General features: G+C 74.0%; 22 protein-coding genes and 1 pseudogene. 14 read left to right on the forward strand and 9 right to left on the reverse strand.

The window, feature by feature from the left end; genetic code table 11:
* Positions 1-2: 2 nt before the first annotated feature.
* The 6 genes from AC069X_RS01460 to AC069X_RS01485 all read left to right on the forward strand — a co-directional run bounded on the left by AC069X_RS01460 (position 3) and on the right by AC069X_RS01485 (position 9,332).
* Entirely contained in the window at positions 3-1,229 is a 1,227-nt protein-coding gene (locus AC069X_RS01460) for an MFS transporter (protein WP_478723882.1), read from the forward strand.
* On the forward strand, positions 1,226-2,554 hold the full coding sequence (locus AC069X_RS01465; RefSeq protein WP_478723883.1) for an AMP-binding protein: 1,329 nt from the start codon (positions 1,226-1,228) through the stop codon (positions 2,552-2,554). The genes AC069X_RS01460 and AC069X_RS01465 overlap by 4 nt, the downstream gene beginning before the upstream one ends.
* The gene (locus AC069X_RS01470) at positions 2,536-5,895 is read left to right on the forward strand and encodes a nitrosuccinate lyase (RefSeq protein ID WP_478723885.1); all 3,360 of its coding nucleotides are present in this window, start codon (positions 2,536-2,538) and stop codon (positions 5,893-5,895) included. Before AC069X_RS01465 ends, AC069X_RS01470 begins: the two co-directional genes overlap by 19 nt.
* 124 nt (positions 5,896-6,019) lie before the next feature.
* Complete coding sequence (locus AC069X_RS01475; protein WP_478723887.1) at positions 6,020-7,456, forward strand: multicopper oxidase family protein; 1,437 nt, start codon at positions 6,020-6,022, stop codon at positions 7,454-7,456.
* A gap of 68 nt (positions 7,457-7,524) precedes the next feature.
* Positions 7,525-8,145 (forward strand): NAD(P)H:quinone oxidoreductase, encoded by a 621-nt coding sequence (gene wrbA / locus AC069X_RS01480; RefSeq protein WP_478723888.1) that lies wholly within the window; start codon positions 7,525-7,527, stop codon positions 8,143-8,145.
* Positions 8,146-8,210: 65 nt separating this feature from the next.
* Positions 8,211-9,332, forward strand: coding sequence for an NAD(P)/FAD-dependent oxidoreductase (locus tag AC069X_RS01485; RefSeq protein WP_478723890.1), 1,122 nt, complete (start codon positions 8,211-8,213; stop codon positions 9,330-9,332).
* Between the two features lie 25 nt (positions 9,333-9,357).
* Here AC069X_RS01485 and AC069X_RS01490 read toward each other — a convergent pair whose 3' ends face one another.
* Together AC069X_RS01490 and AC069X_RS01495 are read right to left on the reverse strand one after the other, a co-directional pair.
* Complete coding sequence (locus tag AC069X_RS01490; RefSeq protein ID WP_478723892.1) at positions 9,358-9,732, reverse strand: DUF6083 domain-containing protein; 375 nt, start codon at positions 9,730-9,732, stop codon at positions 9,358-9,360.
* A 157-nt stretch (positions 9,733-9,889) separates the two neighbouring features.
* Positions 9,890-10,360, reverse strand: coding sequence for a nitroreductase/quinone reductase family protein (locus tag AC069X_RS01495; RefSeq protein WP_478723894.1), 471 nt, complete (start codon positions 10,358-10,360; stop codon positions 9,890-9,892).
* A 103-nt stretch (positions 10,361-10,463) separates the two neighbouring features.
* Between AC069X_RS01495 and AC069X_RS01500 the strand changes: the two genes are divergently transcribed.
* Positions 10,464-11,549, forward strand: coding sequence for a LysR family transcriptional regulator (locus tag AC069X_RS01500; protein WP_478723895.1), 1,086 nt, complete (start codon positions 10,464-10,466; stop codon positions 11,547-11,549).
* Here AC069X_RS01500 and AC069X_RS01505 read toward each other — a convergent pair.
* A pseudogene (locus AC069X_RS01505) lies at positions 11,486-11,911 on the reverse strand (peptidylprolyl isomerase); the annotation flags it as partial. The gene AC069X_RS01500 and the pseudogene AC069X_RS01505 sit on opposite strands and share 64 nt — an antisense overlap.
* 426 nt (positions 11,912-12,337) lie before the next feature.
* Positions 12,338-12,523 (reverse strand): hypothetical protein, encoded by a 186-nt coding sequence (locus AC069X_RS01510; protein WP_470966976.1) that lies wholly within the window; start codon positions 12,521-12,523, stop codon positions 12,338-12,340.
* A 178-nt stretch (positions 12,524-12,701) separates the two neighbouring features.
* Here AC069X_RS01510 and AC069X_RS01515 point away from each other — a divergent pair, with 178 nt between their 5' ends.
* On the forward strand, positions 12,702-14,078 hold the full coding sequence (locus AC069X_RS01515) for a carbohydrate-binding protein (protein WP_478723897.1): 1,377 nt from the start codon (positions 12,702-12,704) through the stop codon (positions 14,076-14,078).
* A gap of 87 nt (positions 14,079-14,165) precedes the next feature.
* Here AC069X_RS01515 and AC069X_RS01520 read toward each other — a convergent pair whose 3' ends face one another.
* Genes AC069X_RS01520 through AC069X_RS01530 form a run of 3 tightly spaced genes read right to left on the reverse strand, consistent with a single transcriptional unit; the run spans position 14,166 to position 18,091 of the window.
* Entirely contained in the window at positions 14,166-15,179 is a 1,014-nt protein-coding gene (locus tag AC069X_RS01520; protein ID WP_478723899.1) for a YdcF family protein, read from the reverse strand.
* A gap of 48 nt (positions 15,180-15,227) precedes the next feature.
* The gene (locus AC069X_RS01525) at positions 15,228-16,808 is read right to left on the reverse strand and encodes an N-acyl-D-amino-acid deacylase family protein (protein WP_478723901.1); all 1,581 of its coding nucleotides are present in this window, start codon (positions 16,806-16,808) and stop codon (positions 15,228-15,230) included.
* A gap of 2 nt (positions 16,809-16,810) precedes the next feature.
* Positions 16,811-18,091, reverse strand: a complete 1,281-nt coding sequence (locus tag AC069X_RS01530) for an amino acid deaminase (RefSeq protein ID WP_478723903.1) — start codon at positions 18,089-18,091, stop codon at positions 16,811-16,813.
* 407 nt (positions 18,092-18,498) lie between these two features.
* Between AC069X_RS01530 and AC069X_RS01535 the strand changes: the two genes are divergently transcribed.
* Positions 18,499-18,909: a RidA family protein gene (locus AC069X_RS01535; protein WP_478723905.1), complete on the forward strand. Its 411-nt coding sequence runs from the start codon at positions 18,499-18,501 to the stop codon at positions 18,907-18,909.
* A 58-nt stretch (positions 18,910-18,967) separates the two neighbouring features.
* Here AC069X_RS01535 and AC069X_RS01540 read toward each other — a convergent pair whose 3' ends face one another.
* Positions 18,968-20,299 (reverse strand): M14 family metallopeptidase, encoded by a 1,332-nt coding sequence (locus AC069X_RS01540; RefSeq protein ID WP_478723906.1) that lies wholly within the window; start codon positions 20,297-20,299, stop codon positions 18,968-18,970.
* 127 nt (positions 20,300-20,426) lie between these two features.
* Positions 20,427-22,121 carry a chitinase gene (locus AC069X_RS01545; protein WP_478723908.1) on the reverse strand — a complete coding sequence of 565 codons (1,695 nt, stop codon included), beginning with the start codon at positions 22,119-22,121 and terminating at the stop codon, positions 20,427-20,429.
* Between the two features lie 371 nt (positions 22,122-22,492).
* On the opposite strand from AC069X_RS01545, the gene AC069X_RS01550 reads away from it, so the two are divergent.
* The 5 genes from AC069X_RS01550 to AC069X_RS01570 are packed head-to-tail and all read left to right on the forward strand — an operon-like array spanning position 22,493 to position 26,137.
* Entirely contained in the window at positions 22,493-23,362 is an 870-nt protein-coding gene (locus AC069X_RS01550) for a hypothetical protein (protein ID WP_478723910.1), read from the forward strand.
* Between the two features lie 39 nt (positions 23,363-23,401).
* On the forward strand, positions 23,402-24,103 hold the full coding sequence (gene cpaB, locus AC069X_RS01555) for a Flp pilus assembly protein CpaB (RefSeq protein WP_478723912.1): 702 nt from the start codon (positions 23,402-23,404) through the stop codon (positions 24,101-24,103).
* Between the two features lie 7 nt (positions 24,104-24,110).
* Entirely contained in the window at positions 24,111-25,382 is a 1,272-nt protein-coding gene (locus AC069X_RS01560; protein WP_478723914.1) for a CpaE/TadZ family protein, read from the forward strand.
* A 60-nt stretch (positions 25,383-25,442) separates the two neighbouring features.
* Complete coding sequence (locus AC069X_RS01565) at positions 25,443-25,769, forward strand: TadE/TadG family type IV pilus assembly protein (protein WP_478723916.1); 327 nt, start codon at positions 25,443-25,445, stop codon at positions 25,767-25,769.
* Positions 25,766-26,137 carry a TadE/TadG family type IV pilus assembly protein gene (locus AC069X_RS01570; RefSeq protein ID WP_478723918.1) on the forward strand — a complete coding sequence of 124 codons (372 nt, stop codon included), beginning with the start codon at positions 25,766-25,768 and terminating at the stop codon, positions 26,135-26,137. The genes AC069X_RS01565 and AC069X_RS01570 overlap by 4 nt, the downstream gene beginning before the upstream one ends.
* Position 26,138 lies beyond the last annotated feature (1 nt).

Raw genomic sequence — 26,138 nt, forward strand, 5'->3', positions numbered from 1 at the left:
ACATGCGCAGGATCGCGCCGCTGGCGATCGGTACCTTCGCCATCGGCACCGACAACTTCATCGTCGCCGGGATCCTCGGCGCGATGGCCGACGACCTCGGCGTCTCCCTCGCCGCGGCCGGCCTCCAGGTGACCGTCTTCTCCCTCGTGTACGCGCTGGGCTCGCCCCTGCTGTCCGCGCTGACCCAGCAGGCCGAACGGCGCGCCGTACTCGTCGGCAGCATGGCCCTCTTCGCGGTGGCCAACGTCCTGACCGCCGTGGCGCCCTCCTTCGGGATCCTGCTCGCCACCCGCATCGTCGCCGCCATCGCCGCCGGGGTGTTCGGACCGGTCGCCACGGCCGCCGCGGCCGAGCAGTCGGCGCCCGAGTTCCGCGGCCGGGCCATCTCCATCGTCACCGGCGGCCTCACCGTCTCCATCGTCCTCGGCGTCCCGATCGGCGTGCTCATCTCCGCCCTGTCCGACTGGCGCGGCGCCTTCTGGTTCGTCGCCGCCCTCGCCCTGATCGCCGCCGTGTCCACCGCGGCCTCCCTGCCCAGGCTTCCCGGCACCCCGGGACCGGGCATCGCCGAACGGTTCCGGCCGATGCTGCGCCCGGCGGTGGGCCTGACCCTGCTCCAGTCCGTCACCGTCATCGGCTCGACGTTCATCGTCTTCACCTACCTGGCGACCCTGGTCCACGGCACCGGCGTCGGCGGCGACGGGGAGTTCGCCACCACCCTGATCATGCTGGTCTTCGGCGTCGCCGCGGTCCTCGGCAACATCCTCGGCGGCCGCAGCGCGGACCGGGTCGGCGGCACCACCACCATCCGCCGCACCATCGCCGTACTCGCCGTCGCCCTCGCCGCCGTCTCCCTCGTCGCGCAGACCCTCGACGGGATGACCGCCTACGTGGCCCTGGCCGTGGTGGTCGCCCTCTGGGGCGTCAGCGGCTGGGCCTTCACCCCCGCCCAGTTCTCCCGGCTCGCGCAGATCGACCCCGCGAACATGCACCTGACCTTCGCCCTCAACAACTCCGCGATCTACATCGGCTCCGCGCTCGGCGCCACCGTCGGCGGCGGCATCGTCTCCTGGGCCTCCCCGGGCGGCCTCGGCTGGGTCGCCGCCGTCGGCGAGGTCCTGGGCCTCCTCCTGGTCCTGCTGGCCGTCGCCCGCCCCTCCCTCGGCGTCCCCGCCGCCCGCCCCGCCGGCACCGACAAGGCCGGCCTCCAGCCGGCGGGCGACCGGTGAGCGCCGCGGCGGCCCCGGCGGGCGGCGGCGCCTGGCCCCGCCCCGGAGACTGGTCCACCTTCTCCGAACTGCGCCGGCTCCAGCTCTCCGCCCTCCCGGCCACCCTCTCCCGCGCCCAGCGCAGCCCCTTCTACGCCACCCGCACAGGGATCGGCCGCACCACCCTCGACGGGCTCCGCCCCACCCTGAAGTCCGACCTGCGGGACGCCTACCCCTTCGGGATGCTCGCCGTCCCCGGCCGCGACGTCGCCAGCTACCACGAGTCCAGCGGCACCACCGGGGAGCCCACCGCCTCCTACCTCACCGAGAACGACTGGGCGGAGACCGCCGACCGCTTCAACCGCTCCGCGGTGGCCCTCACCGCCGAGGACCGGGTCCTCGTCAAGACCCCGTACTCCATGGCCACCACCGCCCACCAGATGCACCACGCGGCCCGTGCCGCGGGAGCCATGGTCGTCCCGGCCGACAACCGGACGTCGATGATGCCCTACCGGCGGCTGCTGCGGCTGATCCGCGACGTCCGCCCCACCGTCACCTGGTCCCTGCCCAGCGAACCCCTGCTGTGGGCCGCCGCCGACGACGCCCTCGCCGCCGGCACCCGCGCCGCGGCGGCCGCCGGACACGGCCCGCGCGCCCTGGTCGTCGCGGGCGAACCGCTCAGCGCCGCCAAGCGGCAGCGGATCGGCGAACTGTGGGGCGGCGCCCGCGTCATCGAGGACTACGGCTCCACCGAGACCACCTCCCTGGCCGGCGAATGCGCCCACGGGCAGCTCCACGCCTGGGCCGACCGCTTCCTCTTCGAGGTACAGGACCCGGCCACCGGCGCCATCGCCCCCACCGGACGCGGCCGCCTCCTCGTCACCACCCTCTACCGCGAGGCCATGCCCCTGCTCCGCTACGACACCGGCGACCTCGTCGAACTCACCGAACGCGACTGCCCCTGCGGCTGGACCCTGCCCGTCATCCAGGTGCGCGGCCGCGACGGCTCCGGCATCACCGTCGCCGGACGCCCCCTGCGCCAGCACGACATCGACGAGATCGTCTACCGGCTGCCCGTCGAGTACGGCGCCCACATGTGGCGCGGCGTCGCCGAACCCGACCGGCTGCGGCTGGTCGTCGAGGCCCGCGAGGGCCACGAGGAGATCGCGGAAAAGCTGCGCGCCGGCTGCGCCGAAACCCTCGGCCTGCCCGTCGGGATATCCGTCGGCGGCCCCGGAACCCTGATCTCGCCCGGCGCCCTGCTGCGCGAGGACCAGTTCGTCAAGCCCCGCTTCCTGTACGAGGCGGCCGATGCGAGGGAGGACGGATGGACGTATCTCGACTGAGCCCCGCGGCCGGGCCGCGCGCCACGGCGGTCGTCGGCGTCGGGCCCCGCGGCCTGAGCCTGCTGGAACGGCTGTGCGCCAACGCCCGGCTGCTGCCGCAGGACGCCCGGGTCACCGTCCACCTCGTCGACCCGGCCGAGCACGGCCCCGGCCGGGTCTGGGCCACCGGACAGGACCGCAGACTGCTCATGAACACCGTCGCCTCCCAGGTCACGGTCTTCTCCGACGCCAGCGTCACCATGGCCGGACCCGTCGAGCCGGGACCCAGCCTGTACGCCTGGGCACGCGACCTCGCCTCCGGCGCCGAGCCCGCCCCCGGGCCCGAAGTCCTCGCCGAGGCCCGGGCCCTGACCCCCGACTCCTACCCCAGCCGCGCCTTCTACGGCGCCTACCTGGGCTGGGCGGCCGCCCGGATCCGGGCCGGCGCCCCCCACCAGATCGAGCTGGTCACCCACCGCTCGGCGGCCGTCGCCTGCGGCACCGACACCGACAGCGGCCGGCCCTGGGCCCGCCTCGCCGACGGCACCCGGCTGCCCGGCCTGGACGGCCTGGTCCTCGCCCAGGGCCACGTCGACACCCGGCCCGACGACGCCGGGCAGCGGCTCGCCGACCACGCGGCCGCCCGCGGACTGCTGTACTTCCCGCCCGCCAACCCCGCCGAACTCGACCTCGGCGCGGTGGCCCCCGGAGAGCCCGTGCTGCTGCGCGGCCTCGGCCTGAACTTCTTCGACCACATGACCCTCCTCACCCAGGGCCGCGGCGGCACCTTCGAGGAGCGGTCCGGCCGGCTGGTGTACCGGGCGTCCGGCCGCGAGCCGCAGCTGTACGCGGGCTCCCGGCGCGGGATCCCGTACCAGGCCCGCGGCGAGAACCAGAAGGGGCCGCACGGCCGGCACACCCCCCGGGTGCTGCGGCCCGAGGTCGTGGAGGAGCTCGTCAAGCGGTCGGCGGCGGAGGGCGGGCTGGACTTCCGCCAGGACCTGTGGCCGCTCATAGCCAAGGAGACCGAAACCGTCTACTACACCGGGCTGGTCACCGCCCGCGAGGGCCGCGAGGCCGGCGAGGCCTTCCGGCGCGGCTGGCTCGAACTGCCCTGGCACGGCCCGGAGGAGGACGAGGCCCTCGACGCGTACGCCATCCCCGCCGAAGCCCGCTGGGACTGGGAGCGGCTCGCCGCCACCGGCCCCGCCGAGGGCTTCACCGGCACCGCCCAGCACCGCGCCTGGCTGCTCGCCCGGCTGCGCCGCGACCTCGCGCAGGCCCGCGAGGGCAACGTCGACGGGCCGTTCAAGGCGGCCCTCGACGTCCTGCGGGACCTGCGCAACGAGGTCCGCCTCGTCGTCGACCACGGCGGGCTCACCGCCCGCTCGCACCGAGACGACCTGGAGCGCTGGTACACCCCGCTCAACGCGTTCCTGTCCATCGGCCCGCCCGCGCGGCGGATCGCGGAGATGATCGCGCTCATCGAGGCGGGCGTACTGACCGTGCTCGGCCCCGGCACGCGCATCGAGACGGACCCGGTGACGGGCGCCTTCGCGGCCCGCTCCTCGGTACCCGGCTCCCGGGTCCTCGCCCGGGTGCTGATCGAGGCCCGGCTGCCCGACGGCGACGTACGGCGCACCGCCGACCCGCTGCTGCGGCAGCTGCTCGACAGCGGCCAGGCCCGCCCGTTCCGCGTCGGGGGCGGTACGGACGGCATGGAGTACGAGACGGGCGGCCTCGCGGTCACCCCGCGCCCGTACCGGGTCGTCGACGCCGCCGGCCGCCCGCACCCCCACCTGTACGCCTTCGGCGTCCCGACGGAGGGCGCGCACTGGGTGACCGCCGCCGGCGTCCGGCCGGGCGTGGACTCCGTCACCGTCGGCGACGCGGACGCACTGGCCCGCCAGCTGCTCGGGCTGGGCGAGCCGGCCGAGCCGGCCAAGGCCCCGCGCCCCGCCGCCGGGGCCGTACGCACCACCGCCGGGGACACCGGCCTGCTCGGCCAGGTCCGCGCCGGCACCCCCGCCGAAGCCCTCACCGACGACGAGGCCTGGCTGCGCGCGCTCCTCGACGCCGAGGCGGCGCTGGTCCGGGCCCAGGCCCGGCTGGGCGTCGTCCCGGACGGAGCCGCCGCCACCATCACCCGGGTGGCCCGCACCGCGCCGCTGCCGGCCGCCGAACTCGCCGTCCGTTCACGGGAGTCCGCCAACCCGGTGGTCGCCCTGGTGGAAGCCCTGACGGAGGCCGTCGCCGCCGTGGATCCGGCCGCCGCCGACTACGTGCACCGGGGGTCCACCAGCCAGGACATCATGGACACCGCCGCCGCTCTGGTAGCCGCCCGCGCCCTGGACGCCGTCCTCGCCGACCTGGACCGGTGCCGCACCGCGCTCGCCCGGCTCGCCGCCGAGCACCGCGACACCCCGATGCCCGGCCGTACCCTCGCCCTGCACGCCGTGCCCGTCACCTTCGGGCTCAAGGCGGCGGGCTGGCTGGAGGCCGTCGCCGTCGCCGCCGCCCGGCTGCGCCGCGTACGGACGGACCTGCCCGTCCAGCTCGGCGGAGCCGCCGGGACCCTGGCCGGGTACCTGGAGTACGCCCGGATCGACGCCCCGCACGCCGTCGGCCCGGACTACGCCGTACGCCTGACCGAGGCCTTCGCCGCCGAGACGGGACTGCGCGCACCGGTGCTGCCCTGGCACACCGTCCGCACCCCCGTCGCGGAACTCGGCGCGGAACTCGCCCTGGCCTGCGGGGCGCTCGGGAAGATCGCCGTCGACGTGCTGTCGCTGGCCCGCACCGAGGTCGCCGAACTCGCCGAACCCGGACCCGCAGGACGCGGCGCCTCCTCGGCGATGCCGCACAAGCGCAACCCCGTCCTCGCCACGATGATCCGCTCGGCCGCCCTCCAGGTGCCCGCGCAGGCCTCCGTACTGGCCCACTGCATGCTCGCCGAGGACGAGCGGCCGGCCGGTGCCTGGCACGCCGAATGGCAGCCCCTGCGCGAGTGCCTGCGGCTGACCGGCGGCGCCGCCGCCACCGCCGCCGAACTCCTCGAAGGCCTCGGCGTCCACCCGCGGCGCATGCGGGAGAACCTCGCGCTCACCGGCGCCCTCACCGCCTCCGAGCGCATCGCCGCGGCCCTGGCACCGGCCCTCGGCAAGGCCGAGGCCCGCCGCCTCGTCACCGCCTGCTCCCGCCGCGCCGCCACCGAGGGCGAGGACCTCGCCGACCTGCTGGCCGGCACCGAACAGGTCACCGCCGTACTCGACGCCGACGGCATCGGCGAACTCCTCGACCCGGCCGGCTACACCGGCGCGGCCGGCGCCCTCGTCGACCGGGCCCTGGCCCACTACCGCTGAACCGCGCCACCGGGCCACCACGAGAACCGTCACACCGTCAGTCCGCCACCGCACACCGCACACCGCACACCGCCCGCCACACGGCCACCGCCAGGCCGCCACCGCCACACCCAGGGGGACCCCCATGCTCACCAGAAGACGCCTGCTCGGTGCCGCCCTCGCCACGGGCGGCACCGCCCTCACGGGCACCGCGCTCACCCCGCTGCTCACGGCCACCTCCGCCAGCGCCGCCCCGGTGCCGCAGGCCTTCCAGGCCGCCATGCCCATCCCGCCGACCCTGACGCCGGTGTCCACGTACAACGGCGTCGACACCTACGAGATGTACGTCGGCCGCGCCAACGCGCAGATCCTCCCCGGGACCGCCACCGAGGTCATCACCTTCAACGGCTCCTTCCCCGGCCCCACCATCCGCGCCCGCCGCGGCCGCCCCGTCGTCATCCGGCAGAAGAACCGCCTCGACATGCCGGTCGCCATCCACCTCCACGGCGGGCACGTCACGCCCGAGAACGACGGCGACCCGATGGACACCATCGCCCCCGGCTCGGCGCGCTTCTACCGCTACGAGAACGACCAGCCGCACGCCCCCCTGTGGTTCCACGACCACGCCCACCACATGGAGTCCGAGCACGTCTACCGGGGCCTGTCCGCCTTCTACCTGCTCAGCGACGACGAGGAACGCGCCCTCCCGCTGCCCTCCGGCCAGTACGACGTGCCGATCGCGCTGCGCGACGCCCGCTTCGACGACGCGGGCCGGCTCCACTACGTCATGGACGACTTCCTGAACCGCAACACGATCCTCGCGAACGGAAAGCCCTGGCCCTATTTCCAGGTCGCCGCCCGCAAATACCGTTTCCGCATACTCAATTCCACGAACATACGCTTCTTCACGCTGCGGCTCTCCGACGGCGGGGAGATCATCCAGATCGGCTCCGACGGCGGACTCCTGGAAACCCCGCACCGCACCGGCACGCTCAGCCTCTCCCCGGGCGAGCGCGTCGACGTCGTCATCGACTTCTCCCGCTACCCGCTCGGCACGCAGCTGGTACTGGAGAACACCGAGGGCCCCGGCCCGGCCGAGCAGGTCGGCAAGGTACTGCGCTTCGACGTCACGCGCACCGCCGCCGACAGCAGCTCCGTACCGGACCGGCTGCGCACCCTCCCCCCGCTCCCGCCGGCCACCGTCCAGCGCCAGATCAGCATGCGGATGGACGAGGACGGACGGGCCAACCCCGGCGCGTACATGAACGAGCAGCTGTACGACGCCGCGCGCATCGACCAGACGATCGCCTGGGGCAGCACCGAGATCTGGACCGTCACGAACGTCAACCGGTTCGTCCCGCACAACTTCCACATGCACCTGGTGCAGTTCCGGGTGCTGGAGCGCAACGGCGGACCGGTCGGCCCCGCGGAGGCCGGCCTGAAGGACACCGTCCGGGTCATGCCCGGAGAGACCGTCAAGGTCCAGGCGACCTTCGATTCGCACCGCGGCAAATACCTCTACCACTGCCATCTCTTCGACCACGCCGCCATGGGAATGATGGCGCAAATGGAGATCAAATGACCTGGTGGCGCCGTAAGAACAGCCCTGTCCACGAATCCGCGTTCACCGATGACACAAGGAGCAACGCCATGACCAACGTCGCCGTCGTCTACTACTCCTCCACCGGCAACGTCCACAAGCTCGCCACCACCGCCGCCGCGGCCGCCGAGAAGGCGGGCGCCGAGGTCCGCCTGCGCCGCGTCGCCGAGACCGCCCCGGCCGAGGCCATCGCCTACAACCCGGCCTGGGGCGAGCACCTGGACGCCACCGCCGACGTCGTCACCGCGAGCCTGGACGACCTGGAGTGGGCCGACGTCATCATCTTCGGCACGCCCGTCCGCTTCGGCCTGCCGGCCGCGCAGCTGAAGGGATTCCTCGACACCGCCGGAGGCCTCTGGTACCAGGGCAAGCTCGTCAACAAGGTCGTCACCTCCTTCACCTCCTCCAACACCACGCACGGCGGCCAGGAGTCGACCCTGCTCTCCCTCAACAACGTGTTCACCCACTGGGGTTCGATCATCGTCCCGCCCGGTTACGCCGACCCCATCCAGTTCGCCGAGTCCAACGGCAACCCGTACGGCACCAGCAGCGTCTCGGGCGGCACCGGCACGACCCCGCCCACGGAGGACAACCTCGCCGCGATCGAGTTCCAGACCCGCCGGGCCCACGAGATCGCGACCGCACTGAAGAAGGGCCTGGCCGCGGCCTGATCCGCCGCACCGACCGCCGTCCCGTGAGAACCAGCCGTCCCGTGAGAACCAGAAGGAGCAGCACCATGTCCCGGATCGTCATCGCGGGCGGCGGCTTCGCCGGAGTGTGGGCCGCCAAGGCGGCGGCCCGCATCCGGCGCCAGGCCGGCCCGGCGGGCGAGGACGTCGAGATCACCCTGATCGCCCCCGGCGACGACCTCGTCCTCCGGCCACGCCTGTACGAGCCGAGCCCCGAGCGGATGCGGGTCGCCCTGGACGTGGTACTCGCCCCGCTCGGCGTACGCCGGCTGCGCGCGGAGGTCGCCGACATCGACACCGGGGCGCGGCGGGTGACCCTGGCGGGCCCCGGCGGGTCCCTCCCGTACGACCGGCTCGTCCTCGCCACCGGCAGCCGGGTGCGCAAGCCCGCCCTGCCGGGGGGAGGCGCGCTGCACTACATCGACACCCTCGCCGAGGCGCAGGCCCTGGACCTGCGGCTGCGTTCGCTGTCCGGGCTCCCCGAGGGCCCCGGGCGGTTCACGGTGGCCGTCGTCGGCTCGGGCCTGGCGGGCATCGAGCTCGCCGGGACCCTGCCGGAGCGGCTCTCCGCGTACCCGGGGGCCCGCGTGGTGGTGGTCGAGCGGGAGGAACTGCCCGCGCCGGGGCTCGGCGAGCAGGCCCGGCCGCTGATCGTCGACGCGCTGGAGCGGGCCGGCGTCGAGCACCGCACGGGCTGTTCCGTGGACGCCTACGACGGCACCACGCTGAGCCTGAGCGACGGAACCTCCCTGGAGGCCGCCACCGTGGTGTGGACCGGTGGTCTGGTGGCGAGCCCGCTCACCGGCCGGCTCCCCGGCGCCCGTGACGGCCTGGGCCGGCTGGTGGTGGACGAGCAGTTGCGCGTGCCGGGCGTGGAGGGCGTCTTCGCGGCGGGCGACACGGCGGCGGCCGCCGTCGAGGACGGCCGTACGGCCACGCAGAGCTGCCAGTACGCGATCCCGTCGGGCGCCACCGCCGGCCACAACGCGGTCGCCGACCTCACCGGTGAGCCCTTCGCCCTGTTCCGCCCCGACCCGTACGTCACCTGCGTCGACCTGGGTCCGGCGGAGGCCGTCCTGACCACGGGCTGGAACCGCGAGGTGGCCCGTACGGGGGAGGACGCGAAGCAGCTGAAGCGGCACATCAACACGCGTCTGATCCATCCCTGAGCGGCGCTCGCCGGGCGGACCGGCGTCAAGGGGTTCCGGACGCGGGGGAGCCGAGGCACACGTACCAGTGGCTGATCCGGCAGGTGTCCGTCGGTGAGGCCGCCCCCAGGTTGACGGCCGTGCCGTCCGGGGCGATCCGCCAGCGCTGCCCCGCCGGGACCACGTGCGTGGGGAAGGCCCCCGGCTCGATCAGGATCCACTTCCCGCGCACCGTCTGGTGCCAGTACGCCGCTTCGCCGCACCGCCGGCAGGCGGCCGCCGGCCGGGTCTCCGGGGCGGGCTCGGGTTCCGGCGGCCGGGGCCGGGCGATCGTGGTGACCAGGGTGTCCGCCAGGACCTTGGCGAGGAGGAAGGGGCCGCCGTCGCGGCCGCCGCCCTGCTCCTGCGTGTTTGTACTCAACTGTCCCCCCTCATGGCCCCGTTGGTAGCCGATGGGGAGGCGGAGGGTCCACGGTTACGCCGGGTACCCACCCGAAGGAGTGAAGGCGTGGCGGGGCGCCGCCCCGGCGCACCGGCGGCGGATCGATTCGCCTCGCAGGGGGCCCCGGGGCCGCCCGTCACCCCTCGACGATCACCAGCGGCAGTTCCCGGGGCCACGCGGCGGCCTGCTGGTCCTCGTAGGGCGGCCACAGCGCCGTCAGCGCCTCCCAGTACGTCTCCCGCTCCGCCGCGTCCGCCGTACGGGCCCAGGCCGCGAAGGTCCGGGTGCCCACCTGGAGGCGGACCTCCGGGCGCGCGGTGAGGTTCCCGTACCAGGCGGGGTGGCGGGGCCCGCCCGCGTCCGCGGCCACGAGCAGGTAGCGGCCCGCGTCCTCGGCGTAGATCAGCGGCGTGCGCACCGGCCGGCCCGTGGCGCGGTCGAGGGTGGTCAGGAGCAGGGTCGGGACGCCGTGCCACAGGTGTCCGTCGGTGCCCCCGCTCTCCACGTAGGTGCGGACGTGATCGAGCCGCGGTCCCGGGTGCGGGTCCGTCGGGTGGTCCCAGTCGACCGGGAGGACCGGGGTGACCGGGAAGGCAACGCTGTTCATCTGACCTCCGTAGGGCGTCCCCCGGAGCGCTAACGAGCCTTTACCGATTCTGGATGCGCCGGACCCGTAGCGCACGCCCGCAGGTCTGGACCAAGCTCGGAGCATGGATCTGGAGCTGAGGCACCTCAAGATCGTCAGGGCCGTCGCCGACGCCGGCAGCCTGACCCGCGCCGCCACCGCCCTCGGGCTCGCCCAACCCGCCCTGAGCGGCCAGCTCAAACGGATCGAGCGGGCCCTGGGCGGCGAACTCTTCGAGCGGGGGCGGGACGGCGTACGGACCACCGCGCTCGGCGAGCTGGTACTGGAGCGGGCCCGCGTGCTGCTGCCCGCGGTGTCCGAGCTCCAGGAGGAAGCGGTCCGCTTCGCCCGGCAGGGTGCCGCCGGCTACCGGCTCGGCGGCACCCACGGCCCGCTCCTCGGCGGGCTGGTCGACCGGATCGCCCGGCAGGAGCCCGGGGTGCCCGTGACCACGTCCACGTCCTGGTCGGAACGGGAGATCGCCCAGGGCGTGGCCGCCGGACGCCTCGACTTCGCGCTGGTCGGGGCCTGCGGCGAGAGCGCCCCGCCCGAGCCGGGGCGGCTCGCCTGGATGGAGGTGGCCAGGGACCCGGTGCACGTGATGCTGGCCGAGGACCACCCCCTGGTCCACCGGGCGGAGATCGAACTGGCGGAGCTGGCCGCCGAGGCCTGGACCGACGTACCCGGCGACGGCTGCTTCGGCGACTGCTTCGCGGCGGCCTGCGTCCGCGCCGGGTTCGCACCCGCCTGCGTCTACGAGACCGACACCGCCTCCTGCGTGCACCTGGTCCAGGTGGGCCGGGCCGTCGGGCTGTGCCGGGCCACGTTCCCCGTCACCCCCGGCGTGGTGGCCCGGCCCCTCGCCGGGAGCCCGCTCGTCTGGCGGCACCTGCTGGGCTGGCACCCGGCGGCGCCCGCCGCGACCCGGGCGCCGGGCGTGCTGGAGCACGCCCGGTCCGCGCACGCCGAGGCGCTGGCGCGCTCGTCCGGTGCCGCCGCGGGTGCCGTGGCCGGGCGGGGTAACGGGAACGGTCAGGCTCCGGCGGAGGCCTTCTCGATCACCACGGGCACCAGCGGGACGTCGCCGTGCCCGCCCGCGCGGCCGGTGCGGACGGCGGCGATCGAGTCCACCACGTCCCGGCCCCCGCTGACCGTGCCGAACACCGCGTAGCCCCAGCCGCCCGGGGTCGGGGCGGTGTGGTCCAGGGCCGGGTTGTCGGCGGTGTTGATGAAGAACTGGGAGGTCGCCGAGTGCGGGACGCTCGTACGGGCCATCGCCACCGCGTACCGGACGTTCCTCAGCCCGTTGTCCGCCTCGTTGCGGACCGGCTCCCGCACCGGCTTCTGCCGCATGTCGGCGGTGAAGCCGCCGCCCTGGCTCATGAAGCCGGGGATCACCCGGTGGAAGACCGTGCCCTCGTAATGGCCGCTCTCCACGTAGGCGAGGAAGTTGGCGACCGTGGCCGGGGCCGCCTCCTCGTGGAGGTCGATGACGATGGTGCCGAGGCTGGTGGTCAGCTTCACCTGAGGCATGAGGGGGTCCGGTCCCTTCGGGGGCTGAATCGTGCGTCTCAGCTTCGCAGAGGGTCACCGGGGGGACACGGGGCGGGGCCCGTGCGGGGCCCGTGCGGGGCGGGTGGGGGGCGGGTGGGGGCGTGGGGGGCGGCGTGGCCGGGTGCGGTGCCGTGCCGGGTGCCGGGTGCCGGGTGCCGCTGGTTGGGCCGCTGCGCGGGCTGCTCCCCGCCCCGCCCTTCGCCCGTTCCCCGGGGCGGTGCCCCGGCCCCCTCCTGGGGGCTCCGCCCCCAGACCCCAGCGCCTCACACGCCGGCGGGGCTGGAGGAGGGGCGGCGGGGCCGGGCGCGGCCGAGTGCGCCGGCATCAGGGAGTGCCGCGGCCGGGTGTGCGCCACGGCCCGGGCGGGGGCCCGGGCCGTGGGCGGCAGCCTCGGTCGGACGGGCGTTACGGGAGGTAGCGCTCGATGACCTGCGGGCCCTCCTTCTCGATCAGCTTCCGGGCCTTCTCGACCCGCTCCGGAGTCGGGTCGTGGCCGGTCGCCATCACCAGGTCCTCGGGGTCGTACGCGCGCTCCCCACCGGTGAAGAGCCGGTCCGACCGGGTGGGCTGCTCGTTGGTTTCACTGTCCATCGGATACCTCCTACGGTGCCCCCCAGGCCCCCATCCTCCGGCCCCCGCCCCAAGAACGCACGTCGGGCCGCCGGGGCACCCGGCCATAACACCGGGGAAGGGGCCAACCGGCAGCTCCCGTACGCCGGTTCGGATTCCTACGGTTTCGGTGACCCCCACTGAACCGAGGAGATCCACCATGCTCAAGCGACACGCCCGCGCGGCGTGTACCGCCCTGGCCGCCGCCGGGCTGCTGCTGGCCGGCACCGCCGGCACCGCCGCCGGAGCCGCCACCCCCGCCCCGGACCCGGCCGCCCCGCAGAAGTCGGCCACCGCCACCCTGCGGCCCGGCGACGCCCCGGCCGGACTGCTCACCGCCCTCCAGCGCGACCTCGGCCTGACCCCCACGCAGGCCAAGGACCGCCTCGCCCACGAGGCCGAGGCCGGAGCCACCGCCGCCCGGCTGCGCGACCGGCTCGGCGCCGCCTTCGCCGGGGCCTGGGTCGACGGGAAGGACGCCGCCACCCTGACCGTGGCCACCACCCGCGCCGCCGACACCGCCGCGATACGCGCCGCCGGGGCGCGGGCCAGGCTCGTCACCCGTTCCCTGGCCGACCTGGACGCCGTCAAGGCCGGCCTGGACCGGGCCGCCACCGCCGAGACGCCCGTCCGGTACGTCGACCCGCGCACCAACACCCTCGTCGTCGAGGAGACCCGGCCCGGCGCGGCCGCCGCGCTGCTCGCCGCCACCGGCACCGATCCCGCCCTCGCCGCGGTCGTCCGTACCGCCGCCGACCAGGCGCCGCGCCCGCTGTACGACCTGCGCGGCGGGGACGCGTACTACATGAACGGCCAGGGCCGCTGCTCCGTCGGCTTCCCGATCACCAAGGGCACCACGCAGGGCTTCGCCACCGCCGGCCACTGCGGCCGCGCCGGGACCGCCACCAGCGGCTTCAACCAGGTCGCCCAGGGCTCGTTCCAGGCGTCGGTCTTCCCCGGCAGCGACATGGCCTGGGTCGCCGCCAACACCAACTGGACCGCCACCCCCTACGTCAAGGGCAGCGGGGGCGCGAACGTCCAGGTCACCGGCTCCGTCCTGCAGCCGGTCGGCTCCTCCGTCTGCCGTTCCGGATCGACCACCGGCTGGCACTGCGGAACCGTCCAGCAGCACAACACGAGCGTCACCTACCCCGAGGGCACCATCTCCGGCGTCACCCGGACCACGGTCTGCGCCGAGCCCGGCGACTCGGGCGGCTCCTACATCTCCGGCAGCCAGGCCCAGGGCGTGACCTCGGGCGGCTCCGGCAACTGCTCCAGCGGCGGCACCACCTTCTTCCAGCCGCTGAACCCGATCCTGTCCGCGTACGGACTGACCCTCAAGGTGACCGGCTCCGACCCGGGCCCCGGCCCGGACCCCGAGGAGCCGCAGCCCGGCGGCACCTGGAAGGCCGGCACCGTCTACGCCGCCGGCGACACCGTCACCCACGGCGGCGTGCGCTACCGCTGCCTCCAGGGCCACCAGGCCCAGACGGGCTGGGAGCCGCCGGTGGTCCCGGCGCTCTGGCAGAAGCTGTAACCGGCGACGACCGGCGAGCAGGGGGTGCCGTGACGGCCAAGGGGGGCGTCACGGCACCCCCGTACGGCGTCCGTCAGACGGCGTCCGTCAGACGGCGGCCGCCAGGGTCGCGGCCGCTCCCAGCGCGACCAGCACCCCGCAGATCCACAGGTTGACCACCCGGTGCTCCCAGAACACCGCGACGAACTCGCGCAGCGTGGCGCTCGGCAGGAAGTAGCGGGCCGTCGGCGAGCCGACCACCTGGCCGTTGACCCCCGTCTTGCGGGCCAGCATCGCGGCCCGGAAGGCGTGGAAGTTGTTGGTGACGACCACGCACCGGTAGTCCGGCTTCTCCGCCAGCATGATCTCCTTCGAGAAGAGCATGTTCTCCTCGGTCGTGGCGGAGTTCTCCTCCAGCTTCACGTGCTCCGCCGGGACGCCCTCCGCGATCAGCCAGTCGGCCATCGCCCGCGCCTCCGACACCCGCTCGTCGGATCCCTTGCCGCCCGAGGTCAGGAGCACCGGCGGGCGCGAGCCGCGGGCCAGCTGGGCCTCGTGGATCTGCTGCCCCTTGCGGAGCCGGGAGGCCAGCAGCGGCGGCACCCGGTCCCCGCCGATCAGGCCGGAGCCCAGCATGACCACGTGGTCGACGTCCCCGCGCACCTTGATCCGGCCGTAGAGGAAGGCGTACGCGAGGAAGCACAGGAAGATGAAGGCGACGTAGGCGACGACCAGGGTCAGGGTCACGGCCAGGCCGGTCAGGACCCTGGAGTGGAACATCGGGACGGCGATCAGCAGCGCGATCATCCCGAAGATGCCGAGCCCCGCGAGCATCGACAGCAGGTTGGCCGGACGGCGGCCCTCCTTGCGGATCATCGTGACGCCGTTGGCGATCAGGAAGCCGCCGATGGCCATCGTGCCGAGCACGGGCCCGGTGAAGGCCACCGCGATGATCGTCAGGGCCGCCCACGAGGGCAGGGCCGCCACCTTGAACAGCAGCGCCGCCAGCGTCGTGACGCAGGTCAGGCCGAGCAGTACCGCGTTGCTGAAGCGGCGGCGGTCCTTGAACACGCTCGCGCAGAAGGCGAGGAAGAGCAGGGCGGGGAGCAGGAAGACGGCCATGCAGTTCATCGTATGTGCAGGCCGTGAACGCCCGGGGGGACCAAAGTCCTATCCGGCGGCCGGGGTTCTGCGGACCGCGCGCCCCGCCAGGACGTCCGTCCGCCGTCCGTCCCGGATGACGAACCGGCCGTCGACGAGGACGTACGGGATCCCCGTGGGCAGCGCGCGCGGCCGCTCGTACGTGGACCCGGCCGCGACCGTGTCCGGGTCGAACAGGACCAGGTCGGCGCGGAAGCCCTCGCGGACCAGCCCCCTGTCGGGGAGCCGCAGCCGCGCCGCCGGACGGCCGGAGAGGTGGGCCACGCACTCCTCCAGCGAGAGCACGCCGAGCTCGCGCACGTAGTGCCCGAGGTAGTGCGGGAAGGTGCCGTACGCCCTGGGGTGCGGCTTCGCGCCGTGCAGGATGCCGTCCGAGCCGCCCGTGTGGACGGGGTGGCGCATGATCGCCCGGACGTTCTCCTCGTGGCCGACGTGCTGGAGGACGGTCGGCCCGAGCCGGTCCCCGAGCAGCAGCCGCCGCGCGGTCGCCCAGCCGTCGAGCCGGGTCCCGACGTGGCCCCCGAACGCGGGGTCGTTCGTGCCGGACACCTCCACGCTCGACCAGTCCACCGGCACCCCGTGACAGCCGTCGGAGCCCTCCGCCTCCAGCGCGTACCGGATCCGCTCGGCGGTGTCCTCGTCGCGCAGCCGGGCCAGCAGGGCCTCCGGGCCGCCCTCGTGCGCCCAGCCGGGGAGCAGGGCGGCGAGGGTGGTGCAGCCGGGGGTGTACGGGTAGCTGTCGAGGGTGACGTCGGCGCCGTCGGCGAGGGCCGAGTCCAGCAGGGCCAGCAGCTCGGGGGCCCGGCCCTCGTTCTCCGCGAAGTTCATGGTGGCGTGCGCCAGGTGCAGGGCGCAGCCGGCCTCGCGGGTCAGGGCGAGCATCTCGGCGTAGGCGGCGAGCGCGCCGCGCCCGTACGAGCGGTGGTGCGGGCAGTAGTAGCCGCCGTACCGGGCCACCACCGCGCACAGTTCGGTGAGTTCGGATCCGGAGGCGTACATGCCGGGGGTGTAGGTGAGCCCGGAGGACAGGCCGACGGCGCCCTGTTCCAGTCCCTCGGCGACGAGCCGGCGCATCCGGTCGAGCTCGGCCGCGGTGGCGGGGCGGTCGTCCCAGCCGAGGGCGTACGCGCGGACCGTGCCCTGGGGCACGAGGTAGGCGGCGTTGACGGCGATGCCGTGCCCGCCGTGGGCGCCGTCCAGCCGGTCGAGGTACTCCCCGACGGTCCGCCAGTCGAAGTCCACGTCGTCGCCGGGGCCGTTCCAGCCGGCGATGGCGGTCCGCACGCCGGCCAGCGTCCGCTCGTCGGCGGGCGCGTACGACAGGCCGTCCTGGCCGAGGACTTCGAGGGTGACGCCCTGGGCCGCCTTGGCGGAGTGGTCCGGGTCGCGCAGCAGCGCGAGGTCGCTGTGCGCGTGCATGTCGGTGAACCCGGGCGCCAGGACCAGTCCGTGCGCGTCGAGGGTGTGCCGTCCACCGCCCGGGATCCGGCCGATGGCGGCGACGCGGCCCTCGTGCACGGCGACGTCCGCGGTGTACGAGGGCCCGCCCGTGCCGTCGGCGACGCGGGCGCCCCGGATGACGAGGTCCACGGTTAGAAGAAGGTCCGGACGTAGTCGGTGACCGTTCCGTCGGTCCGGACGACCGGGATCAGCGGCCACTTCTCGAAGATGGTGCAGGGGTGCGACATGCCGAGCGCCACCCAGTCGCCGACCTGCACGTCCTCGGCGGAGTCCGTCTCCAGCCAGGCGTGCTGGTCGGAGAGCTTGACCACGCGGATGCCGGTGGCGGGACGCTCGGTGCCGTCCAGGGCGTCGCGGACCAGCTCGGCCTCGGGCAGGCCGAGGTCGTAGGCGATGTCGCGCTTGCCGGCGTTGACGAAGGCCTGCGTGGGGGAGGGGCGGGAGACGACCTGCGTCCAGAGCCGGAAGGCGGGGCGCAGTCCGCCCTCCTCCGGCACCCGGTTGAAGGGGGTCAGGCGGGTGTACCAGCCGTGGTCGTGGGAGACGTACGCCCCGGAGCGGAGCAGCTTCAGCACGGGCCGGGACAGCTCGGGCAGCTCCGCGAACACGTCGGCGACGGCGTCGAACCAGGCGGAGCCGCCGGCGCTGACGACGATCTCCTCGACGTCGGGGCCGAACCGCCCGGCCTTGTCGAACTCGGCGGCGAGCCCGGTGAGCCGGCGCAGCCAGGCGTGCACCTTCTCCGGGTCGGCGTCGGGCACCTCGGCCTCGTAGCCGGCGATGCCGACGAGGCGCAGGGTGCCGGTGGCGGCGACGGCGTCGGCGACGGCCCGGCAGTCCTCGTCGGTACGGGCCCCCGTGCGCGCGCCCTCGCCGGCGCCGAGCTCGACGACGACGTCGAGCCGTACGGGCCGGCCCTGGAGGGCGCGGTCCATGAGCCGGACCCCGCGCACGGAGTCGACGTAGCAGACGAACCGGAAGCCGGGGTCGGCGGCGAGCTCGTCGGCGACCCAGTGCAGGGCGGCGGGGTCGACGAGCTCGTTGGCGAGGAAGATCCGCGGGATCCCGAAGGCGCGGTAGACGCGGGCCTGGTGGGGGACGGCGGCGGTGATGCCCCAGGCGCCGTGTTCGAGCTGGCGCTCGAAGAGCTGGGGGGCCATGCAGGTCTTGCCGTGGGGCGCGAAGGCGAGGCCGTGGCGGGCGGCGTACTCGCCGAGGGCGGTGAGGTTGTGTTCGAGCGCGTCGGCGTCGAGGGTGAGGACGGGGGTGGTGAACCCGCCGGTGTGGAGGTCCCGTTGCTGCGCGGCGAGCTCCCCGACGGTGAGGCCCGCCGCGTGGGCGTCCGGCGGGAGGCCCTTGAACCGGTGGTCGACCGGTTCGTTGGCGAGCCGGCGGACTGCGTCGCTGCCCATGGGGGTCCTCCTGGGGTGGTGCGGATGCGCTGTGCGGTGTTCCTGTGGTCTAACACCCGCGGGGACGGGGGTCAACGTCCCCCCGGTTCCGCGGTTCCGTCCGGGGGCGGGGTCGGCCGCTGCGCGCGCTGTCAGCTCCGCCCCCGGCGTTTGAGGCGCCGGGGGCGGAGCCCCCGGGGAGCGGGGTCCGGGGCAGGGCCCCGGGGAACGGGCGAAGGGCGGGGAGGGGCGAGCCCCGCGCGGCGGGAGCGACGGGCGGCGGGAGCGACGGCGGGCGGCGGGAGCAACGGCGGCGGTAGCCCGTCCTCGCGAACCGGTCGAACACGGGCCACGGGGCCCGCCCCCCGCTGACACCATCAGCGGGGGGAAACAACCCCCGCACCGACACGAACGCAGAGGACCCCTCCGTGAGCGAGAAGACCGCCGTCACCCCCGCCTCCCACCCCGCCCCGCCCGCGAAGTTCTCGCACGGCGTCCGCAAGGGCAACATCCTCCAGGTCGCCGGTCAGGTCGGCTACCTCCCGCACGTCGAGGGGCAGGCGCCCACCACCGCCGGGCCGACGCTGCGCGAGCAGACCCTCCAGACGCTGGAGAACGTCCGCTCCGTGCTGGACGCCGGCGGTGCGAACTGGGACGACGTGATGATGATCCGCGTCTACCTGACCGACACCGGCCACTTCGCCGAGATGAACGAGATCTACAACGCCTACTTCGAGGAGCAGGGCCTCAAGGAGGCCCCCGCCGCCCGCACCACGGTGTACGTGGGCCTGCCGGCCGGGCTGCTGGTCGAGATCGACGCCCTCGCCGTCCTGGGCTGACGCGGAGCCGCGGAAGGGGCGCCCCCCTGGCGGTGGGGCGCCCCGGTTCACCCGGCCGCTATGAGCAGTACTGGGCTTCCTTGCCGATGGAGCGGTACATGCAGTCCGCGTTCTCCAGCAGCTGGAGCACGGCCTCCTTGTTGCGTGCCGTCTCGCGGTCGATCACCTCGTCGGGCGGGTAGAAGCCGCCGCCGCCGCTCGCCGGGTACATCTCGAAGGTGTAGCCGAAGATCTTCTGGTCGCCCCACAGCCAGTCGTCGATCGTGCCGTCGGTGATGTAGAGGTCGCTCGACTGCTCGGGTGTGTAGCCGTTGCTGGCCGCCATGCCCGTGCCGACCTTCTTGAACGCGGCGAGGTCGTCGGCGGTGAGGCCCGGTGCGGTGTCGTTGTAGGTGTAGCCGAAGGGCCACAGCACCAGTTCGCTGTACGTGTGGAAGTCGATCGCGGCCTTGATCTGCTGCTTGCCGCCGACCACGCGGCTGCGGACGAAGTCGGAGACCGCCTTGACCTCGGGCGCGGACTCGGCGGCCGGCCCCCGGTAGGTCTCGGAGCTCTTGCTGCCGCTGGAGCCGCCGCAGCAGCCCCACTTGTAGTTCCAGTTGCGGTTCTCGTCCGTGCCGACGTACGAGGATCCGCTGTTGGGCTGGCGGTTCTTGCGCCAGGAGCGGTAGGAGCCGGTGGCGATGTCGTACTCGCCGCCGTCCGGGTTGAGGTCCGGGATGATCCAGATCTCGCGCTGGTTGACCATGTTCGTGAGCCGGCTCTCGCTGCCGTACTTGGAGCCGAACTCCTTCAGCAGGTACAGGGCCATTTCCACGGTCAGGTGCTCACGGGCGTGCTGATGGGCCGTGAAGAGCACCTCGGGCTCGGCCTCGTCCGTGCCGACGTTGTCGCTGATCTTGATGGCGACGAGGTCGCGGCCCTGGTACGACTTCCCGATGACCCGCTTGCTCATGATCCCGGGGTACTGGGCGATCCGCTGGTCGATCTCCGCGGCCGCCTCGGCGTAGTTGTGGTACCGGGAGTCGGCCGGGGGGAAGTCCATCGGGGACGCGGCGACGCCCCGCTCGCTGCGGTCCGGGGGCCCGGGCAGCGGGCTCAGCTCGTAGCCCAGCGCGCGCAGGCTCTTGGCCTGCATGGGGTCGGCGCTGACCACGACCGAGTGGGCGTCCACCTCGTCGATGGAGACCCCGGTGCGGAGCAGGGCCGTGCGTTCGGCGGCCGTGGCGGGGCCGTGGATCTCGTACTGGGCGATCGCCTCGTCCTGGGTGGCGGTGGACGGGGTGGGCGGGGGCGCTGCCGTCGCGCTCATGCCGTAGGCGGGTGCGCCGAGCGCGAGTGCCAGCAGGGCCGCCGTGACGGCGGCCCTCCGGCGGGTGTGGAGCCGCATGCGTTCTCCTGGGTGGGAGTGTGGGGGTAGCCGTGCGGACGCGCACAGCGTGCTCTCATGGCATGTTCCGGTCAAGAACCCCAAGGTGCCCAGCGGACCGAATCAGCCACCCCCACACCTCTACCGCCTACGGCAGGCCGTGGACCTTGGGACCCACCGCGTTGGACCAGGTGCTACCCGCCTTGGCGTCCCAGTTGGTCGACCAGGTCATCGCCCCGCGCAGCGAGGGGTAGGTCTTCGACGGCTTGAAGGAACCGCAGCTCGTGCCCCTGGCGAGGCAGTCCAGGGCGTTGTTCACGATCGTCGGGGAGACGTAGCCGCTGCCCGCGCCGCTCGGCGAGGCCGGGACGCCGATGCCCACCTGCGAGGGGTCGAGGCCGCCCTCCAGCTGGATGCAGGCCAGCGCCGTCAGGAAGTCCACCGAGCCCTGGGAGTAGACCTTGCCGTCGCAGCCGTTCATGGCGCCGCTGTTGTAGTACTGCATGTTCACGACCGTCAGGATGTCCTTCACGGCCAGCGCGGTCTTGAAGTAGCCGCCCTGCGTGGACTGCATGTCGATGGTCTGCGGGGCCATGGTCAGGACCATCGAGGGGCCCGCCTTCGCCGACAGGGCGCGCAGGGCCTGCGTCATGTACGTCGGGTTGATGCCGTTCTCCAGGTCGATGTCGATCCCGTTGAACCCGTACTCCTGCATCAGCGCCCAGGCGGAGTTCGCCAGGTTGGCGGCCGAGGCGGAGTCATTGACCGAGATCGTGCCCTTCTCGCCGCCGATGGAGAGGATGACCGACTTGCCGGCCGCCTTCTTCGCGGCGACGTCCGCCTTGAACTGCGCCACGGTGTAGCCGCCGAGGCCCGCCGAGTCGAGGTTGAAGGCGATGGCGCCGGGCGTGGCCGTGGCGTCGGCGAAGGAGACGGCGATGATGTCGTACTGCGCGGAGACGTCGGAGAGCTTCTGGACGGTCGCCCCGTTGTTGAAGTTCTGCCAGTAGCCGGTCAGCGCGTGCCGGGGCACCGACGGGTTCGGGTTCGGGCCGCCGCCCCCGGTGGTGGTGCCGGTGACCGGCGCCGACTTCGGGCCCTCGCCGGCCGCGTTGTACGCGCTGACCTGGAAGGAGTACGAGGTGCCCGGCGCGAGCCCCGTGAGGGGGGCGGAGGTGTTCGCCGTCGTCTGGACGCGGGCGCCGTCCTGGTACACGTGGTAGCCGCTCGCTCCGCTGACCGCGTTCCACGAAAGGGTGAGGCCGTTCTGGCTCTGGCCGGAAACGGCGGCCCCCGCCGGCGCCCCCGGCAGGCCGGGCCCGGGGTCGGTGGGGCCGCCGCCGTCGGGGCCGAACACGCTGAACTCGTCGACGGTGTAGGCCGGCTGGCCGTACCACCCGTGGGTGTGGACGGTGACCTGGGTGGTGTTGGGGCCGGTGGTGAAGGTGGTCGACAGCTTCTGCCAGCCGCCGCCCGAGCCGGGGGTCCAGGTGGAGACGTCCTGGGTGCCGGTGCCGGTCGCGCCGAGGTAGACGTACGAGCCCTGGACCTGGGCGGCGAGCGTGTACGTGGAATTCGGCTTGACCGTGACGGTCTGGCTGCAGCGGGCGTTGTCCGAGCCCGCCGGAGTGGCCTTCAGGGCACCCGCCCCGGAGAAGACGGGGGAAGAGACGGAGGCGCCGCTGCCGTTCGAGCACGACCAGTTGGCGAGGCCCGACTCGAAGCCGCCGTTGCGGACGACGTTGACGTCGGCGGCCTGTGCGGGGCCCGCCGCGAGGGCGGAGAGCCCGCCGGCGGCGAGGGTGGCGGCGAGGGGCAGGGCGAGGGAGCGTATGCGGTTCACGTGGGCTCCGTGGGGGGAGGAAGGGGAGAAGCGGAAGGGGGGAGCGGTGAGGGGGGAGTGGGGTCCCCCGCGAGGGGAACTGGCGCCAGCCAAGTTGGTCCAGACCAATCCCCGTGTCAAGGGTGTTTGCAATGTGGCTTGAAATGCTCGGAGCCGTGATCCCTGTTGTCCGGGTTTCCCGCCTCCTGTGACATGTGCTTCCGGCACGGGAATCCTCAAGCCCCTGCCCTGCCAGGGGCGTCGCGGATATGGTGCTGGGGCAAGGGGGAAGAGCGTCGATCGTTTGCGGTCGCGCAGCATGCGCGCGCACCCAGGGCCGGCCGAAGACCGGGCGAACGGGCGCTGCGCAGAGGGTGAACGGGGGGATCCGCGTGCCGACCGCCATCGCTGTCACCAGTGCCGATCTGGTGCTGCCGGCCCCCGACCGGCACACCCCGGGCGCCGCCGTGATGCGCCCGCCCGCCGAGGCCGGCCTGGAGGCCTCGCTCACCGAGACCACCGCCCTGCTGGAGCGCCACGGGCACCTCGTAGCCGTCGTGCCGCCCTGGCTGCCGGCCGCCACCGTCCGCCGGCTGCGCACCGTACGGGCCATCCTGGAGACCGACCGGATCGCGCTCCTCGACGTCGATCTCCCGCCGCTGGGCACCGCCGTGCTGGTGCGTCAGCTCCGCCAGCTCACCGTCTGCGACTTCAGCCCGGGCGTCATCGCCTCCGCCGCCCGGCTGCTGTCCCACTACATCCACGCGGGCGCCCTGCTGGGCTCCGTCGCCAAGCTCGACCGCATCCCCGTCGGCCTCAAGGCACACGCCCGCTCCTGGTCGCCGAGCGCCCAGTTCGCCGTACTCGCCCACCCGTCGCCGCACCTGGCCCGGCTCGGCACCGCCGCCACCGGGGTGATCCCGCCCGGACCGGCCTTCGCCACCCACCTCACCTTCGCGCGCGGCCAGCTGTCCTCCGACTGGGTGACGGCCGAACTCGCCCCCGCCTGGCAGGTGCAGGGCGTCATGGAGAACCCGCTGCCCGCCGACTCCGCACGCTGGTGGGCCACCCCGAAGCTCGTCGAGTTCGCCGCCGCCATCCCCGACGTCTCCGTCCTCTACCAGCTGGTCTCCTCGGTCCGGCGCGAGGAGTGCGGCTGGTGCGGCTTCGAGCTCATCGGCGACCGCTGCGGCTTCTGCGCCGCCCCCCTGGCCGCACCCCCGCCCGAGGTGCCCGCCGCACGCTCCGGATCCGGATCCTGACCGCCCGAACGAACGAAGAACGGCGAGGTAGTACGGCTCATGAACTCACGCCAGCGCCGCGGCGTCATCCTGCTCCTGCTGTCGGTCCTGTGCGCCCTCGCCGCCTTCGCCGGGGTCCTCGTCGTGATCGGCGACGTCAACTCCAAGGTCGGGGCCGAGGTCACCGCGTACCGCGTCAAGGGCGACATCGCACCGTACAGCGCCCTCACGGCCGGCCAGTTCGAAGAGGTGAAGGTCCCCAAGCGGTGGCTGTCCGACACCGCCGTCGACGACCTCGGCGCGCTCCAGGGCAAGATCGCGCTCACCACCCTGAAGAAGGGCTCCCTGCTCCAGAGCGACATGTTCGTCGACAAGCCGCAGCTCCAGCCCGGGGAGCAGGAGATCGCCATCATGATCGACGCGGCCACCGGCGTGGCCGGCAAGATCACCTCCGGGGCGAAGGTCAACATCATCGCCACCTTCAAGGGCGCCAAGGAGACCGACCCCTCCCGCTCGGTGATCATCGTCGCCAACGCCCGCGTCCTGGGCGTCGGCAAGCTCACCGCCCTCGACAAGGACAGCGACCGCAAGGGCCCCGCCGAGGCGGTCCCGATCACCTTCGCCCTGAACACGAAGGACACCCAGCGCGTCGCCTACGCCGAGTCCTTCGCGGAGCACGTCCGGCTGGCCCTGGTGGCCCCCGGTACCGACTCGGCCCCCAGCCCGGCCGACCGCACGTACACCCTCGACGGGGACAAGTGAGGCGCGGATGACCACTCGAATCCTCCCCGCGGCCGGCGACCCCGACGCCGCCCGCTCCATCACCGCCCTGCTCAGCCAGCTGCCGGACGCCGAGCCCGCCCCTCCCGTCCCCGACTCCACCACCCTTCTCGACACCCTGGGCCGGCTGGCCGCCGACTCCGTCGACGAACTCCCCGAGGTCGTCCTCGTCCACGAGCGGATCGGCCCCGTCCCCGCCCTGGAACTCATCCGCGAAGTCGCCCTGCGCTTCCCGGCGGTCGGCGTGGTCCTGCTCTCCTCCGACGCCGGGCCCGGGGTCTTCTCCGCCGCCATGGACTCCGGCGCGCGGGGCCTGATCGCCCTGCCCCTGTCATACGAGGAACTGAGCGCCCGCGTCCAGGCCGCCGCCCTGTGGGCCGTCGGCGTGCGCCGCCACCTGGGCGGGGGCGCCGAGGCGTTCACGGGCCCGGGCGGCCGGGTCGTCACCGTCACCGGCGCCAAGGGCGGCGTCGGCACCACCTTCGCCGCCGTCCAGTTCGCGCTCGCGGCCGCCGCCTCCGGGCGGCGTACCGCCCTCGTGGACCTCGACCTCCAGGCCGGGGACGTCGGCTCCTACCTCGACGTGCAGTTCCGCCGCTCCATCGCCGACCTCGCGGGCATCCAGGACATCTCGCCCCGGGTCCTCCAGGACGCCGTGTACGAGGACCGCACCGGCCTCGCGCTGCTGCTTGCCCCGGCCGAGGGCGAGCGGGGCGAGGAGCTCGACGAACGCGCCACCCGCCAGGTCATCGGCGCCCTGCGCGCCCGCTACGAACTGGTCGTCGTCGACTGCGGCACCCAGGTCACCGGCGCCAACGCCGCCGCCGTGGAACAGGCCGACGTGGCCGTGCTGGTCACCACCCCGGACGTGGTCTCCGTACGGGCGGCCAAGCGGATGGTCCGGATGTGGGAGCGGCTCCAGGTGCGCAAGGCCGAGGACACCGCGATGGTGGTCAACCGCTGGAGCAAGCACACCGAGATCCAGCCCTCCCTGATCGAGAAGATCACCAAGACCCGGCCCGTGCGCACCACCGTCCCCGCCGCCTTCAAGGAACTCCAGGCCGTCGTCGACGCGGGCCGCGTCCAGGACCTCGACAACCGCTCCACGGTCAAGCAGGCCCTGTGGGCGGTGGCCGGCGAGCTCGGTCTCCTCGCCGCCCCGGACAAGGCACCGGTCCCGGCGCAGTCGCGCACGGGTTCGGCCCTCGCCGTCCGGGCGGCCGGCCCGGTGGCCCGGCTGCGGCGCGGCCGGGAGGGCTGACGCGTGCGCCGGGGGCGGGTGCGGGGGCGGGTGCGGGGGCGGGGCGGGGACCGGGGGCAGGTGGCCCTGGAGTTCGTGGGCATGGTGCCGCTGATCCTGCTGCTCGTGGCGGCGGTGTGGGAGTGCGTACTGATCGGCTACGCGTTCTCCCTGGCCGGCAACGCCGCCGACGAGGCGGCCCGCGCGGGGGCGGTCAAGGGCGACGCGGAGTGCGAGGCGGCCGGCCTGGAGCACATCGGCGGCGTGTGGGAGCCGGAGGTCGAGTGCGTGCGGGCCGGGGACGTCTACCAGGCCCGGGTGAAGCTCGGCATCCCGGTGCTCTTCCCCGGACTCGACTTCGGCGAGATCGACGGCAAGGGCGGCGCGGCGATGGAGCGGGAGGAGTGAACGTGAGACGAGGCGGCATCCGCTCCGACCGGGGGCAGGTGGCCCTGGAGTACATCGGCTTCGTGCCGATCCTGCTGTTCGTCGCCCTGTGCGGGATCCAGCTGGGCTGGATCGCGTACGTCCACGAACAGGCCGACACCGCCGCCCGTACGGCGGCCCGCGTGGAGGCCCAGCACCGGGGCCGGGGCGAGGCCGCCGGGCGCGCCGCCGTCCGGGAAGGGCTCCCGGCGAAGGTGACGGTGGACGCGGGCGACGACGCCGTCACCGCCAACGTGACGATCAAGATCAACAGCATCGTGCCCGGTCTCGACGTACCGGACGCCACCGCAACGGCCGTCATGCCCAACGACGACCCGAAGGGACCGTGAC

Source organism: Streptomyces sp. NPDC043896 (assembly GCF_056435605.1).

Bases quoted from the DNA above. Each gene is read 5' to 3' on its own strand.
- AC069X_RS01460 (WP_478723882.1), top strand. From the start codon at position 3: ATGCGCAGGATCGCGCCGCTGGCGATCGGTACCTTCGCCATCGGCACC.
- AC069X_RS01470 (WP_478723885.1), top strand. From the start codon at position 2,536: ATGGACGTATCTCGACTGAGCCCCGCGGCCGGGCCGCGCGCCACGGCG.
- AC069X_RS01475 (WP_478723887.1), top strand. From the start codon at position 6,020: ATGCTCACCAGAAGACGCCTGCTCGGTGCCGCCCTCGCCACGGGCGGC.
- wrbA (WP_478723888.1), top strand. From the start codon at position 7,525: ATGACCAACGTCGCCGTCGTCTACTACTCCTCCACCGGCAACGTCCAC.
- AC069X_RS01485 (WP_478723890.1), top strand. From the start codon at position 8,211: ATGTCCCGGATCGTCATCGCGGGCGGCGGCTTCGCCGGAGTGTGGGCC.
- AC069X_RS01495 (WP_478723894.1), bottom strand. From the start codon at position 10,360: ATGAACAGCGTTGCCTTCCCGGTCACCCCGGTCCTCCCGGTCGACTGG.
- AC069X_RS01500 (WP_478723895.1), top strand. From the start codon at position 10,464: ATGGATCTGGAGCTGAGGCACCTCAAGATCGTCAGGGCCGTCGCCGAC.
- AC069X_RS01510 (WP_470966976.1), bottom strand. From the start codon at position 12,523: ATGGACAGTGAAACCAACGAGCAGCCCACCCGGTCGGACCGGCTCTTC.
- AC069X_RS01515 (WP_478723897.1), top strand. From the start codon at position 12,702: ATGCTCAAGCGACACGCCCGCGCGGCGTGTACCGCCCTGGCCGCCGCC.
- AC069X_RS01520 (WP_478723899.1), bottom strand. From the start codon at position 15,179: ATGGCCGTCTTCCTGCTCCCCGCCCTGCTCTTCCTCGCCTTCTGCGCG.
- AC069X_RS01530 (WP_478723903.1), bottom strand. From the start codon at position 18,091: ATGGGCAGCGACGCAGTCCGCCGGCTCGCCAACGAACCGGTCGACCAC.
- AC069X_RS01540 (WP_478723906.1), bottom strand. From the start codon at position 20,299: ATGCGGCTCCACACCCGCCGGAGGGCCGCCGTCACGGCGGCCCTGCTG.
- cpaB (WP_478723912.1), top strand. From the start codon at position 23,402: ATGAACTCACGCCAGCGCCGCGGCGTCATCCTGCTCCTGCTGTCGGTC.
- AC069X_RS01560 (WP_478723914.1), top strand. From the start codon at position 24,111: ATGACCACTCGAATCCTCCCCGCGGCCGGCGACCCCGACGCCGCCCGC.